This is a genomic window from Telmatobacter bradus (assembly GCF_048629425.1).
Lineage (GTDB): Bacteria > Acidobacteriota > Terriglobia > Terriglobales > Acidobacteriaceae > Telmatobacter > Telmatobacter bradus.
Genome location: NZ_CP184532.1, coordinates 4,359,705 through 4,374,366 on the forward strand (window position 1 = coordinate 4,359,705; position 14,662 = coordinate 4,374,366).

The 14,662-nt window shown below is 53.9% G+C and carries 11 protein-coding genes; 2 read left to right on the top strand and 9 right to left on the bottom strand.

What is annotated here, in order from left to right; genetic code table 11:
* Nucleotides 1-70 precede the first annotated feature (70 nt).
* Nucleotides 71-421, top strand: a complete 351-nt coding sequence (locus tag ACOBR2_RS17955) for a NifB/NifX family molybdenum-iron cluster-binding protein (protein WP_420237466.1) — start codon at nt 71-73, stop codon at nt 419-421.
* A gap of 399 nt (nt 422-820) precedes the next feature.
* On the opposite strand, the gene ACOBR2_RS17960 is transcribed toward ACOBR2_RS17955, so the two are convergent.
* The 5 genes from ACOBR2_RS17960 to ACOBR2_RS17980 form a co-directional block, all read right to left on the bottom strand.
* Nucleotides 821-1,030: a YgaP family membrane protein gene (locus ACOBR2_RS17960; protein WP_420237467.1), complete on the bottom strand. Its 210-nt coding sequence runs from the start codon at nt 1,028-1,030 to the stop codon at nt 821-823.
* On the bottom strand, nt 1,027-4,278 hold the full coding sequence (locus tag ACOBR2_RS17965) for an efflux RND transporter permease subunit (protein WP_420237468.1): 3,252 nt from the start codon (nt 4,276-4,278) through the stop codon (nt 1,027-1,029). Before ACOBR2_RS17965 ends, ACOBR2_RS17960 begins: the two co-directional genes overlap by 4 nt.
* Nucleotides 4,278-5,387 (bottom strand): efflux RND transporter periplasmic adaptor subunit, encoded by a 1,110-nt coding sequence (locus tag ACOBR2_RS17970; RefSeq protein ID WP_420237469.1) that lies wholly within the window; start codon nt 5,385-5,387, stop codon nt 4,278-4,280. The genes ACOBR2_RS17965 and ACOBR2_RS17970 overlap by 1 nt, the downstream gene beginning before the upstream one ends.
* Nucleotides 5,384-6,724, bottom strand: a complete 1,341-nt coding sequence (locus tag ACOBR2_RS17975) for a TolC family protein (RefSeq protein ID WP_420237470.1) — start codon at nt 6,722-6,724, stop codon at nt 5,384-5,386. Before ACOBR2_RS17975 ends, ACOBR2_RS17970 begins: the two co-directional genes overlap by 4 nt.
* 413 nt (nt 6,725-7,137) lie before the next feature.
* Nucleotides 7,138-8,046, bottom strand: a complete 909-nt coding sequence (locus ACOBR2_RS17980; protein WP_420237471.1) for an RNA polymerase sigma factor — start codon at nt 8,044-8,046, stop codon at nt 7,138-7,140.
* Nucleotides 8,047-8,325: 279 nt separating this feature from the next.
* Here ACOBR2_RS17980 and ACOBR2_RS17985 point away from each other — a divergent pair, with 279 nt between their 5' ends.
* A complete protein-coding gene (locus ACOBR2_RS17985) occupies nt 8,326-9,366 on the top strand; it encodes a VWA domain-containing protein (protein WP_420237472.1) in 1,041 nt (346 codons plus the stop codon).
* A gap of 266 nt (nt 9,367-9,632) precedes the next feature.
* Here the strand turns inward: ACOBR2_RS17985 and ACOBR2_RS17990 are convergent, their stop codons facing one another.
* The 4 genes from ACOBR2_RS17990 to ACOBR2_RS18005 form a co-directional block, all read right to left on the bottom strand.
* Nucleotides 9,633-11,528 (bottom strand): Ig-like domain repeat protein, encoded by a 1,896-nt coding sequence (locus tag ACOBR2_RS17990; RefSeq protein WP_420240036.1) that lies wholly within the window; start codon nt 11,526-11,528, stop codon nt 9,633-9,635.
* Between the two features lie 318 nt (nt 11,529-11,846).
* Nucleotides 11,847-12,065: a response regulator gene (locus ACOBR2_RS17995; protein ID WP_420237473.1), complete on the bottom strand. Its 219-nt coding sequence runs from the start codon at nt 12,063-12,065 to the stop codon at nt 11,847-11,849.
* Nucleotides 12,062-13,999 (bottom strand): ATP-binding protein, encoded by a 1,938-nt coding sequence (locus tag ACOBR2_RS18000; RefSeq protein ID WP_420237474.1) that lies wholly within the window; start codon nt 13,997-13,999, stop codon nt 12,062-12,064. The genes ACOBR2_RS17995 and ACOBR2_RS18000 overlap by 4 nt, the downstream gene beginning before the upstream one ends.
* On the bottom strand, nt 13,996-14,598 hold the full coding sequence (locus ACOBR2_RS18005) for an MHYT domain-containing protein (RefSeq protein WP_420237475.1): 603 nt from the start codon (nt 14,596-14,598) through the stop codon (nt 13,996-13,998). Before ACOBR2_RS18005 ends, ACOBR2_RS18000 begins: the two co-directional genes overlap by 4 nt.
* Nucleotides 14,599-14,662 lie beyond the last annotated feature (64 nt).

Here is a 14,662-nt window from a genome sequence, read left to right on the forward strand (position 1 = left end):
TAGCCTGAATGTTCAGGTACAGAGATCGATAAGCCGGATCACAGATTTTGAACATGAGAGGAACCGTACAATGATCATTGCCATTCCAACCAGCGATGGACATCTGAATTCACATTTCGGCCACAGTCAGATCTTTTCCATTATTGAAGTGAATCCTACCACTCGTGAAATTTTGAATATCAACGAAGCAAACGCTCCGGAGCATCAGCCTGGTGTTCTGCCACAATGGTTGAAATCCATGAATGCAAATGTTGTCATAACCGGAAACTTGGGTGCTCGTGTTCGTCAGATGCTGAACGAGATGTCGATTGAGATCATTTCCGGTGCTCCGGAAGAGCCTGTTGCAACTTTGGCCAGTTTGTGGCTCGCAGGCAATCTCAAATCCGTGGAGACTACCTGCGCATGTAGTTGCCAGCACTAAGCCAATCTGCATCTGAATAATACCCTGTGCATACCGACTTCAGATTGAGCACAATCTTCGCATGGGATTTAGATCCAGACAATTTGAGATCATGAGAGAGAATCTTCTGAATCCTCTCTCATGATCTCAAATTCTATTTTTGTCAGTGAGCTCAGGGAAATACTTTTTCACGACATTTTCCAGCGAATCAACCGGATGAGTGAGATTTGCAAACAGCTTTTCAGCTTGATGGCTAACAGAATCAGATCCGCACTCTGCCTGGGCAATTCGGTTGCATTGGCCGAAGCCTGTATGGTCTGAATATTCGCAATAAAAGCAAAATGGATCTTCGCCTGCAGACGCTGTGGATGCATCCAGTTTGTCTGCATTGGAAGCAGAAAATGCTTTTTGTCCATGTTCCTATTTCCCCCCGCAGGTTGCTGCGGCTTTCAGCCCCATGGCGCGAAAGATTGTCATGGCAGGGCACCAGTTGGTGAAGGCCGATTGCGATAAGTTCAATCCGACAAACGCAGTCAGCCATAGCCAGTTCGGGGAGCAGTAATGCGCCAGAGCCAGAGAAAGCAGTGTAACCACTCCGGCCATCAGACGTAATGCACGTTCTACCGTCATAAAGTTTCTCCTTCTTCAGATGTGTTGGCAGCCTCGTGGCCGGAATGAATCATGTAGTAAAGAACAGGAATGGTTGGCCAAGAGAGGAAGGTGGAGGCAACTGCTCCGGCAATCAGCGAGACTGCCAACCCTTGAAAGATCGGATCTGTAAGAATGACACTGGCACCTACCACCACTGCCATCGCCGTCAGCAACATGGGACGGAAGCGAATGGCCCCAGCATCAATCACCGACTCTTTCAACGTTGCTCCCTGCCTGCGACGCAATTCGATGAAGTCTACGAGGATGATCGAATTGCGCACGATAATGCCGGCACCGGCGATGAATCCGATCATCGAGGTTGCAGTGAAGAACGCGCCCAGCAGCGCATGAGCAGGCAGGATGCCAACCAGCGTCAACGGAATGGGCGCCATGATAATCAGCGGCACGATAAATGAGCGGAACCATCCAACCACCAACACATAGATCAGGATCAACACGGCAGCAAAGGCCAGTCCAAGATCGCGAAAGACCTCGATGGTGATATGCCACTCGCCATCCCACTTCATCGAATAGTGATCGGTGGAATCAGGCTGCACGGCGTTATAGCGCTTCAGAGTGTAACCGGCGGGAAGCGCCAGATGATCGAGCGCCTGATTCATCTTCAGAATCGCGTAGACGGGACTCTCTTCAGCGCCTGCAACATCGCCGGTCACATAAACCACACGCTTCATATTCTTGTGATAAATGCTTGGTTCAAGTGTTTCGTGATTCACCGTCACCATTTCACGCAGCGGCACCATGCTGCCATCCGCACCGGGAAGGTGAATCTCATCGAGTGCCTGTTCCGAGGAGCGATCCGCGCGTTCCAGTTCCACAATCGTCTGTACTGGCTCCCGCGCATCGCGGTCGTGATTCAGACCTACCTGTAGACCTGAAGTGGCCAGAGCCAGAGTGCGCGCTACATCTGCCACAGAGATTCCATGCTGCGCAGCCTTGACCTGATCGACTTGCATGGAAAGTTTGGGCTGCGGATCTTCCTGGTACCAGTCCACATCCACAACGCTGTCGGTCTGATGGAAGATGTCCTTAATCTGCTGAGCGACGCGAATCTGCCCGGCAGGGTCAGGACCGTAAACTTCAGCAACCAGCGTCTGCACCACAGGCGGCCCAGGCGGAACCTCGCTGACCTGAATGCGCGCGCCATATTGATTGCCGATCGCAACCAGCAGTGGTCGAAGCTTCTTGGCGATTGCGTGGCTCTGCAACGAGCGCTCGCCCGCAGGCACAAAGTTCACTTGTATGTCAGCCTGATTAGGCTGATGACGCATGTAGTAGTGCCGCACCAGGCCATTGAAGTTGTAAGGGCCGGAGGTTCCTGCATAGACTTGGTAGTTCAGCACCTCGGGCTGCTTGCCAAGTTCCGTTCCCATCTCCTGCGCTACGCGTGCGGTCTGCTCCAGTGGCGTACCATCGGGCATGTTGATGACGACCTGCAACTCACTTTTGTTGTCGAAGGGCAGCATCTTCACACGCACCAAGCCTGTTGGAACCAGTACGCAGGAGAGCAGCAACAGAACAACCACAGAAGCCAGGAAGAGATACCGATGGCGTTTACTCTCCAGCAGTGGTGTCATCACACGACGATAGAGGCGCGTGCGCCAGTTCTCTACTTCTTCGTGATTGGCTTCATGCCCCAGAGAACGACCGACTAGCCGCATCGCTGCCCAGGGGGAAACCACAAAGGCGACCATGAGCGAGAAGAGCATCGCAGCCGATGCCCCCACGGGAATAGGCCGCATATAGGGGCCCATCAGGCCACGAACAAAGGCCATCGGCAAAACTGCGGCCAGTACCGCAAAGGTTGCAAGAATCGTAGGATTGCCCACCTCGGCGACAGCTTCCACAGCCACAGTGCTCATGTTGCGTCCATGATTTGCTGGCAAGCGGAAGTGACGAACCATGTTCTCGACAACCACAATCGCATCATCGACCAGAATGCCGATGGAGAAGATCAGCGCAAAGAGCGTGACGCGGTTGATCGTGTAACCAAGAAAGTAGAAGACCGACATGGTCAGGGCCAATGTCACAGGAATCGCCAGCAGCACCACACCCGATTCACGCCATCCGAGAAAGAGCGCAACCAGCAGTGTGACGGAAAGCGTGGCCAGCAGCAGATGTTCCAGTAACTCATCGCTTTTGGCCTTGGCCGTTTCACCATAGTTGCGCGTGGTGGTGATCTGCAGATCGCTGGGCAGCGTCATGCCCTGCATCTCACACACGCGCTTTAGTACAGCGTTGGCAATGTCTGTGGCATTCGTTCCCTTGCGCTTGGCCACGGTAATCGTCACTGCCGGATACTGGCGTGCCGTAGTCTGCGCTACTGCACTGAGCGCCGTTGTTCCAAACGACACATAGTCGGTTGGATCGGCAGGGCCATCGGCAATCTCCTGTGCCACATCCCGCAGGAACACAGGATGGCCATGTACTACCGCAACGACAACGGCTTGCAAATCTTCTTTGCGCGTGAACAGATTTCCAGCGTCCACACGAATCTGTGTATTCTGATTTGCAAAACTGCCTGCCTGCAGACTGGCATTGGCACCTTGCAGATGCTGCACAATGGCCATCGGTGAAAGTCCGTAGGCATTGAGCTTTTCCGTGCTCAGCACGACGCGCATGGCGCGCGGTTGCCCACCAATGATGGTGGTCTCAGAGACATCGCCAACCTGCTGCACGTTGTTCTGAATCTCTGTGGCAAAGGTGCGCAGTTGCGCGCCGTCGTAGTGATCGCCCCACAGCGTCATGGAGAGGATAGGCACATCGTCGATGGAGCGAGCCTTAATGAGGGGCTGTGTCACGCCTGGAGGAATGCGGTCAAAGTTGGAATAGAGCTTGCTGTAGACCTTGATCAGCGCATCTTCCTGCGATGTTCCCACCAAAAAGCGCACCACCACCATGCTTTGCCCGGGCATCGATGTGGAATAGACATATTCGACGCCGGAGATCTGGCGCACCAGCGACTCGATGGGGTTGGTGACCTGCTGTTCGACTTCAGCCGCCGAAGCTCCCGGCATCGCAGTAACGACATCGAGCATCGGAACCAGAATCTGAGGCTCTTCTTCGCGGGGAATAATCGCAACTGCGAATACACCCAGCGCCAGCGAAGCCGCAATGAAGAGGGGCGTGAGTTTTGAGTTGAGGAATGCATGGGCCAGCCGACCGGCAATTCCCAGGCCGTGGTGTTCCTGTCTGATCTCCGTGCTCATCACTGCGCCTCGATTCTTTTGCCGTTCAGATCACGGTCCCCAGGCTGATCGACAACTTTTTCATTTGCAGAGAGTCCGCTGAGCACTTCCACCAATGAGCCATTTCTGGAACCCACCGTCACGGCGCGCAATTGAGCGATGTTGTTGCTGTCGAGCACATAGACGTAGTGCAGCGAACCGCGCTGCACACAGGCCGAAGCCGCAACCTTAATTGCCGCATGGCTGCCCATATCCAACTCGGCGCTGCCATACATTCCAGCCTTCAGCTGTTTAGCCTGCGGCAGATCAATCTTGACCAGGAAACTGTGGCTTGCGGCATCGGCCGCAGGCTGAACCTCACTCACGGTTCCCATCGTAGGAACATCCACAGCACCATCTACATGCACCACAATCTTCATTCCCCGATGTACTTTGCCGATTGCCGACTCGTCCACGCTGACCTGCAGTTGCAGGGCTCCTGCACCTTCCAATTGCAGCAGTGGAACTCCGGGCGCGGCCACCGTTCCAGGATCGGCCATGCGGACAGAGATTACGCCGTTGAACGGCGCACGAATTCGCGTGTACGAGAGCGTGGTCTTTGCCCCGGCTTCCTGAGCTTGCATCGCGTCCACCTGAGCTTGCAGCGCACTAACGCGAGCAGTTGCACCCTCGGCGCGCCGTGAAACTTCATCCATCTCCTGCGGGCTTACGCTCTTCTGCTGCTGTAACTGACGGAAACGTGCCAGAGTGCTCTCGGCCAGCGCGGCATCGCTCTGTGCTGCCTGTTTTTGTTTTTCGGCAGCCAGCACTCCGGCCTGGGCCTGATCGACTCCGTCCTTATAGCTGGCGTCGTTAAGAATCATCAGCGTTTGTCCCGCACGAACAGGATCGCCTTCCTGCACCAGCACCTGCCGCACACTGCCCACGACCTGCGCAGAAAGTGTTGCGTTCTCCTTCGCATGGAGCGTACCCGTAGCCCTTGATACGGTAGCGCTCTCCTGTCCTTCGCTTATCACCAGACGCGCTTTCACTGTCTCTACCGGAACCGTTGCGGGAGTTGTTTCCTTGTGACAACCAGCCACAGCAAGCACTGCGGAAGAGAAAAGAAGAATACGGTACGAAGCACTCATTGCATAGCCTCCGTGGCTTCAGGAGTAAGGGTTCCGGTAGCGAAAAGATTCTCCGCATACGAAAGTGCATTGCCGTAAACAGAGCGCCAGTAGTTTGCGCGGCTTTCGCGCTCGGCGTCTTCGGCCCGCAGCAGGTCAGTGATATTGGTCAGGCCTGCATCGTAGCGGTTCTTCACGATACGCAGGCTTTCCGTGGCCTGATCGAGCGCAGCCTGCGCCGTCAGCATAGATTGCGAGGCCACCCGCAAATGCGTACGCGCCTGGCTGATCTGCAGTCGAAGGTTCTGCTCATACGAAGCCACCTGCGCATCCACGCGAGCCTTCACAGCCTGCTCCCGCTGCAATTCAGCGCGTTTACCTGTCGGGAAGATATCCATGCGAATCTGCGCTCCGGCCACCCAGTTGTTTCCACCGGCTGTGCCGATGGAGCCACGGTCTTCTTCCCAGTTTCCGTAGGCTCCGATCTGTGGACCAAATGCTGACTTCGCTGCAGCTACTGCGCTTCCCTCAGCCTGCTGTGCGGAGCGAAGGGATTGCAGGTCCGGGCGAGTCTTCAACGCAACGGCAAGTTGCTCGTCGAAGGAAGATGTTTCAAAGGCACGTGCCTCAATCGGCTGCAGGGAGATTTGCTGCAACTCAGGCTCGCCCACTGCCAGTCGCAACTGCGCCCATGCCAGTTCCAGTTCACCCTCTGCGGCAATGCGCTCCTGCTTGCGCGCGGCCACATTGACCAGCGCCGCCATACGGTCCGACTCCACAGCCAGACCGGCCTTCACATGATCCTCTGCGGTGCTCAGCAGAGCCGCAGCCGTTTCCTGCTCACGCTCTGCTACCTCTACCTGACGCTGTGTGTAAAGAACGGACTCCCAAGCCTGAACGACCTGAAAGATTACCTTCTGATCGACAGCCTTGGCTCCTGACGAGGCGCTTTGTGCCATTTGATGCGATGCGGCGATGCCCCGCTCCGTACGCAGGGAGTCGAAGAGCATCCATTGACCGGAGAGTCGCGAGGAAAAGTTTCCGATGGGATTAGGACGGTTCAATTCATTGAGGGCGAAGTTGCTCTGCATGAATTGGCGCTGGCGCAGGCGAGTGCCAAAGGCATAGACCGGATCATCTCCACGCGAAAGATCTTCCGTGAAACTGAGCTGAGGCAGAAGCCACGTCCGGGCAAGCTCTCTTCCTGCTTCTGCCCGCTTTACATCGGCTTTAGCAGCCTGCGTCTCTGGATTTTTCTGGAGAGCTGTCTCAATCGCCTGTTGTAGCGTCCATTGCGGCCCCTGCGCTACAGCGGGCAAGCTCCACAGTGCTCCGTAAACCATAGAGCATGAAGCCATTATTCGTAGCAGTTTCGTCATCTGCGCCGTCCTTTTCGGGTGCGTACACCTGAATAAAGTCATGACCCGGGCAATCTGTTACAGCAAAATGTAAATATTTTTGCATTCCGTCAGTATTTCTCCGCTGGCTACCGTCTCATGCCTCAGACTGGAGCACGGTCGGCATAGAAACACCTCCATATTCTCCCCCTATTGCGCGGCCTCAATCAGCGGAAATCTGCAGATTTACTTCATGTTTCCCGGAATGAAGATGTAGTTAACATCTACATAACCTAATTTCCTCCCTGGAAGCAATTTTTACGGTTGCCACTACGTTGACCGCAGTCTTCAAGAGCCTGAACCGTTTGCAGGTCTGCTATTTTTAGGGTGCATCGTGTCAATCCAGATAGTTTTTGTGCAGGGATGAAATCTGGCTACTGCCTATCTGTTTCTGCAGAGACGCTTTTTGTAAGCCTTAGATATTCTGCGACTAAAAGGTTGCCCAGTTGTACATTCAGCTGTTCATACCCCTCTACTTCGAACCTTCTGCAGCGATCAATCGCATGACTCAGATCTTTGAGGAAGGCAACGCAGGGCGGACAGGACTGGATATGCTGCTCAATCTGAGCGCAGGAAGGCTGCTTGATCCGGTGATCGAGCAACTCGGAGAGATTGTTGAAGATCGACCTGCATTCCAGATTTCGATCATCCTGCTTCCGATTCTTCTTCCGCGCGCTTCTCACTGGTTTCGTCCAGTCCGGCGAGTGTCCCTGGAGTAAAAGCGCCATTGCTTTGCGTACAGCCAGACGCGCTCGGTGCAACCGCACACGTACCGTCCCGGGCTGAATGCCTAGAATCTCCGAAACCAGGTCGTTATCCAGCTCTTCCATATCATGCAGGACAAGTACGATGCGATAGACAGCGGGAAGCGTGAGCACCGCCCGGTGGAGAAACTGTGCTTCCTCGACACGGCTTGCGTTCTCTTCTGGACTGGAGGATTTGTCTTCCAGCAATTGCTGCAACTCATCCCGATCAGGCATCAACTGCTCAAGAGATAGAAACTCTTTCGGAGCGTGGGCCAGTTTACGCCTTGAACGCCAGCAGCGGTTCCTCGTAACGGTATACAACCAGACCGCTAATGCCCGAGGATGCTCGATTTTGGCAAGGTGGGACAGTGAGCGCAGTAACACTTCCTGCATAGTATCTTCGGCATCTTCGCGATGTCCGCAGACCTTCATACTGAATGCGAACACTGTCCCTTGCAGAATAGCAAGAGCCTCACCGATCCTTTCGGAATCGCCGGTATGCAAAAGATCGAGAGCTTCCTTAAGTTGGGCGCGCATGTTTTTCTCAGATGAACGTTCCTTTGCATTATAACTAGCGCCCCTTTACTCTGAGTGGCTCATCAAGAGTGGCCAATATTCCTCGGGCTGATCCAATACAGCCAGCCCGTTTCCCGTAGAAAGTATGTCGTAAATACCGTCCCGTAGATCGTCTTTACTGTTTAGGGATCCTCTGACCAAGTTCCGCTCCGCTTCATCATTGCCGAGCCTTCCTGTATCATTGCTCAGCTCTACAAGCTCCTTGCATACCCTTCCGAAAAGAGCCCGTTGGAGACTTTTATGACCATCGAACGGTTCGTCTGCTTGCTCTTTGCCCTTGTGCTGTCTTCTCCCGCATGGTCCATTGCCCAAAACTCGAGAACTTCTCATGGCATTACCATCGCGGTTGCCATCGACACAAAGTCAAGTCAACCCGTCGTTGACCTCGCACAGCACGACTTCATCATTCTCGATAACAAGATCCCGCGGCCCATTACGTCCTTCAGAGTCCTCAGCAGTGCCAGCGAACCTGTCCACGTCATTCTGCTGATTGACGCCGTTAACATGCCTTTCAGAGGGCTTTCTCATGCTCGACTAGGGATCGAAGAGTACCTGAAATCCAACCAAGGCAAACTCGCTTATCCCACCACCCTGGCCATTCTCACGGACAAAGGAGTGCAAATAGCCGAAGATTTCTCCAGCAACGGCAATGCCCTGAATGACGTCTTCCAGCGCCAGCAAATCGGCTTGCGCCAAATCACTCGCAATTCCGAGTGGGGCGGATACGACCGCCTGCAGATCTCCGTTGAGGCCTTCTTCCAACTTGTGGACTATGCAAGCGGCATTCCTGGCCGAAAGGCTATCATCTGGTTCTCGCCCGGCTGGCCACTGATCTCAGGCCCTAACGTGATGCTCAGCACGCGGGATGAGAAGCAACTTTTCAACGATGTCGTCTCAAGCGCGAATCGACTCAGGCAGAGCAACCTTACGCTCTATAACGTTAACCCGTGGGGAGTTGACGAGTCGCTTGATCGCGCAAACTATTTCGAAGCCTTTCTCAAAGCCCCTGTCAATGCCAACGGCATTGAAGCTGGATACCTGGGCCTCCAAGTTCTCGCCATTCACAGTGGTGGACTCGCCATCGAATCCAACAACGACGTGGCGCGCAATATTGAAACATGTCTCAATAAACTTCGCTCATGGTATGAAATTGCATTCGATCCCCTACCGGCCGACAAACCCAATGAGTACCACCACATCGAGGTCCGGCTCAACCAGCGCGCCTTGACTGCCCACACAACCGACGGCTACTACGCCAACCCGACGGTCCTCCAACCATAGCGCCTGTCAGCCCATTCACTTCTATTCCCTACTCGACAAGCTCGCGTCTCGCCGACATCGGTGGATCGTGTTTCTGGCACGTTGCCCCCAAGGCCGATTACGATTACCAGTTTCCCTCAATGATACTTCTACAGTTTTCACCGGACAGACCATGAAAGTGTTATTGCATAATCTGTGCATAAGACAATAAGAACCAATAGCCCCAGATCTCGCAAGACCCAGAGCTATTGGTTGCTTCCGCAATACAGTCATGGGAGCATCGTCGCTTATTGGATGATGATCACGTTCATGCTCCACGGAGTTAACGTTAGAGTGAGCGGCAGACTCTGTGCCCCTAAATCGGTGGTGGTAGGCGCAGCCCACACATCGCTTTCCGTCTCATCGTAGATGGCCTTGTTGTATGTTTCCACGGTGACCGACGATGAGGAAGTGACGCCGGTCAGGTTGAGTTGCACCGTTTCGCTGGTGGTCTCGTTGTCATTGAACAGGACTAGCGCCTCACCACCACTGTGCGTGGCAGCGTAGGCGCGCACATCGGTCGTGTCGCCGGTCACGGTCGGGGTCAGCACGTATTCGCCTTTCACCGCAACGCTGCTAAAAAGCTGGAACGCGCGCGCGGTAGGAGACATGGTGCCGATGGCTGGTGCACCGGTGCAGGTTCCGGTGGAATCGTCCGGGCCGTCGGAGAAGACATTGTAAGCGCCAAAATCCTGCCAACCGTAAAGCGACGAACTGTCGTTGCCAGCCGTGCCGTTGCAGTTGCCGAAACCGATCCACCAAGTCAGGCGCGAGACGCCATCATTCATCATTTCGCCTAATACCTGACCAGCGTATAAGCCTTGAGTGATCGACCAGCTCTGTTTGCCCGGATTGCTGTAAGGCCCGCCAATTTCACCTACATAAATGGGCGTGTTGGGGTGACCGGCAGTTGCCAGCTCCGTCTTGATCGTGTTGATGTAGGTGGTTAGTTCTTGCGGGTCTTGCTGGATCAGAGTAGTGTCATTTTCTTCGCCCGGTGTTTCCGGATAGAAGTGGAACTCGACGAAATCATATTTCGCATTGGCCAGCACCGTAGTATCCCAGGTATAGTCCGGCTGTACCACGACGCCGACCAACACATTAGGACTGACTGCCTTGATGTCCGGATAATAACCGCTGGCCACGGCACTGGCATACGTTGTTGGATCATGTGCGACAGTATGCAGATCCTCTTCCCAGGTTCCGTACACCTCGTTGCCAACGGTAATGTGGCTGACGTTGGCACCCAAAGTCAGCGCCTTTGCCGCCCATGCAGCTGCTTCGGTCAGATCGCCGCCCCCCGTGCAAGCAACGTCGGTTCCGTAATTCGCCGTGAGCGAAACATCAAGCCCGGCAGGAGTAACGATGTCGCTGACAAAATTGGCAAACGTGTCGTTGGTGTTGGGCGAGCCATCGCTGCTGCTGAAGCAATTCGCATTGGTAGCCCAGTGATAAATGTCCGACCACGATCCGCCCGGCCAGCGAACTGCCTTGATGCCTGCTGATTGGAACGCATCCACGATGGCGGTTTTGTTGGTGATTTCGTCATACCAGGAGGCCAGATTCATGCCCAGGATCATGTCGCTGACGGCAATGCCTTCACTCGATGGGTTCACCGTAACAACAGCGCCTGTCGAACTGTCGCTGACGGTTATAGAGACGGCGCTGGATGTACTAGTCGCATAGGTGCTCGATCCACCATAGACAGCGGTAATCGAATGGGTACCTGTTGTCGAAAACGACGTGGTCAGAGTCGCGCTTCCAGAACTTAATGTGCCGGTTCCCAGCGAAGTAGTTCCATCGTAAAATGTAACGGTTCCAGCTGCCGCCGCAGGTGAGACTGCAGCCGTCAATGAGACACTGGTTCCTGTCGTGGTGCTGCTGGATGTGGAAGTCAGCGTGGTGGTCGTGGAGGTCAGCCTGGATGCGCCGCCGCAGGTGGTTCCATTCACCGCGAAGGATGTGGGGATGGCGTTGGTTATGTTATTCCACGTGCCGTTGAAGCCCATGCCGGACAAGGTGGCACCGGCGGCAACACTGCCGTTGTAACTCATGTTCGCCACCGTTACATTGGAACCGCTCTGGGTTTCCGTTCCATCCCAGAGCTGCGAAATCGTCTGCCCATTGGCAAAGGTCCAGGTCAGGGTCCAACTGAAATATCAGCTAGGGAGGGCTACAACGACGAAATAGAAAAGCACAAACCTTGGTACCTGACTGCACGGATTTGTATTTGGTATCTCAGTTACCCATGCTTCAAAATCTAGCCTTGAGCGATCAGATCCTTGATTGCACCGGTCACGTCCTCTATAGGAACTACGGATCAAATTTGTCGAAGAAACGCTACCTCGCACCGTAGAGAAGGCCGTGACCAATCTCCCATCCCGGTTCAACATCGCTGAACTGATTCGACAAGGTCGGGCTATCGGAAAACCCCTCCACGATGAAATCTACACGGATGAAATCTACAACTCGCGAATATGGCCGAGCAAAGTGGCTCCGTCCATACCTGGCATTCGTATGTCGGATACGACAACGTCGATGCCGCTATCCTCACAGACCCGCAATGCAGCATCGTTGCCGAGAACAAAATGCATCTTCCAGCGGCTTCGCTCCGCATAGAGCATGCAACGGAGGCCGTCCAGGATATTGCACTCATCCTCCACAAACAAGATACGCTTCATGCGGCCGCGACCTTTGCGGTGAATGCTTTGCCATCGTGAGGAAGGCGAATGATAAAGGTTGTGCCCCTACCCTCTTCCGTTTCAAAGTAAATGCTTCCACCGTGCTTATCGACGATCACCGAGCGTGCAATGGCCAAACCTTGTCCGGTTCCCCTGCCGATCTCCTTGGTGGTGAAGAATGGATCGAAGATTCTGGCGCGCACGTTTTCCGGAATGCCCGTGCCGGTATCCTCGATGCGGATTTCCACCCATTCGGGGCAATTGCGGGTTTGTACCTTGATTAATCCCTTTTCTGCACCTCCGGCTTGGGCAACATCGGCAATTGCGTGCGCGGCGTTCACAATTAAATTCAGAATCACCAGGTTGAATTCGCCGGGAAGACAAGGGACCAGAGGCAGTGCCGGGTCGAAGTCCGTCTCAAGATCCGCCACATATCTCCACTCGTTGCGAGCAACTACGGTTGTGCTCTGGATGCTGTGATTGAGATCAAGTTGCACCTTTTCTTTCGTGCCGGGGTGAGAGAATTCCTTCATCGCACTGACCAGCGAAGAGACTCGCTCTATGCCTTCCAGCGTCTGGTCGATGGCCTTGGGAATTTCTTTGAAAAGATAGCCAGTTTCCGCCTGTTCGGCGGCACGCTCAGTCTCCTCGATAACCTGCCTCGACAAGGTGTTGTGTCTAGCTTCCACCAAGAGGCGTTCATACCTTCTGAACAGTTCTATCAGATCCTGGAAAACATCCTTCAGGAACCGTACGTTGTCTCCAATAAACTGTGTCGGCGTATTGATCTCATGAGCTATGCCCGCTGCAAGCTGTCCTACGGATTCCAACTTCTGCGCCTGTTGAAACTGTTCCTCCCACGCACGTTGTTCTGTAATGTCTGAACCGATGAGCAGCGTAGTGAAGGGTTCGTCACCCACGGAAACCGGTGTGACTGTAAGTTCTAACAACCGCGTCTTGCCGTTTACCTGGAATGGATATTCATACCGGTGAGTGGATTGTTCAGAACACCAGGATCGGATTTCATCTTGCAGGCCGTCACGCAGCCATCGGATGCCGCAATCAGCAAGATTTTTTCCAGTCACATCCTCCACAGAAAGGCCGAATACTTGAGTCGCTGTGAGGTTCCAACGCACGATGCGGAAGGAACTGTCCAAACCAATAAGAATAGACGGCACAGCATTGATGAAAAACTCCGCTGAATGGTGTGCCACCCGCAATGCTTCTTTCTCATTTTGCAGCCGCACAGTCGAGTCCATGATCATTCGTCTCATGGCAAGCAGTGAGATGGCCCCAGCGACCACCACGGCCACAACAAACATGAACAAGGATAAATGGCGCGCGGACGAATACCGCATCCGGCTCTCGTGGGCAGCGATTTCAAGCTGGTCGTCCTCAAATCTCTCGAACTCATCCCAGGCGGCCTGATATTTGAATAGTGCCGGGGTGGTTTGCTGAACCATAACCACAGCGGCCGCATCGGCATTGTTTTCGTCGACGAGCAGGCGCAGAGACTGGAGGTAACTATTCACGTAGCTGCCTCTCGTCTTCTCTATCATGGCTAAGAGTTGTCCCTCTTTCTCCGATCTGCATTGTTTTTTTATATCGCTCAACAAAACGGAGATTTTCGCGGTATTTTCTGCCCGGGCAACCAGCATTGGGACCATTCGTTTTCTATCTTTGACCACCAGTATTTCCATCGTGATGCGACTATTGCGGTTGGAAAGCTCTACTGCTTCCCGCGCCAGGCGCAGCTTTGACCATTGCCTGCCCACCATGTCTTGCAAATCGGCATTGATGCGGTCCATCCGCCTAATTCCCAAGTCGCCAACAAGGATCAAGATCGCCAAGAGCAGGCTGAAAGTCAGCCCTAAATGAACTCTTAACTGTGTAGCGATTTTACGTTCATCGTTTGCGAACGAGGCGTCTCTCATGCGCCCGCCTCTTTGACATTGAAAACTTTTCCATGATGCGGAAGGCAAATGATAAACGTCGTCCCCTTGCCTGCCACAACATGCAAAGAGGTCATCGGGGTGCGACTTACTATATAGAGTGCAAGGATCGAGGCCAAAAGCGAAAACGCAACGGTGGGAACGTGATAAGAAACTCGGATGGGCAATAGAAAAGCAAGCATTCCGGTGTAATGCATACACCAGATTCCACTCCCCGTCGAGAGTGCACCTCCCGTGAGCCAGACGACTCGAGAGGTTCCTCGATTCGCGGCTACACGTCCGGCAAGATCCAGGGCGGTGTAAGAGGTCACAATGGCGACCGCCAAGGAGAGAGCAACCAGTCGATAGTCGTATCTTCCCACAATAGGATTCATGAAATTCATCCGCTGAAAAACGCAAGCCCGCGTTCCTGAAATTCTTATCGGCAAAGTCGGGCTTGTCGCCAAGTGATTTTCGAGCGCATCAGGTTCAGAGTCGATGCGATGGGATGGTTGGATTGAAAAATCCTGCCAATACCCTGATTTCGAGCCAACTTTACGCCGATGATCGATGTAAGAGCATCCTTGCTCGATTTTCGACACACAGACTTTTGGCGGAGTGCAACTCTTTTATTGCCATAGTTTGCCATCGAATTGCGAGGAGTGC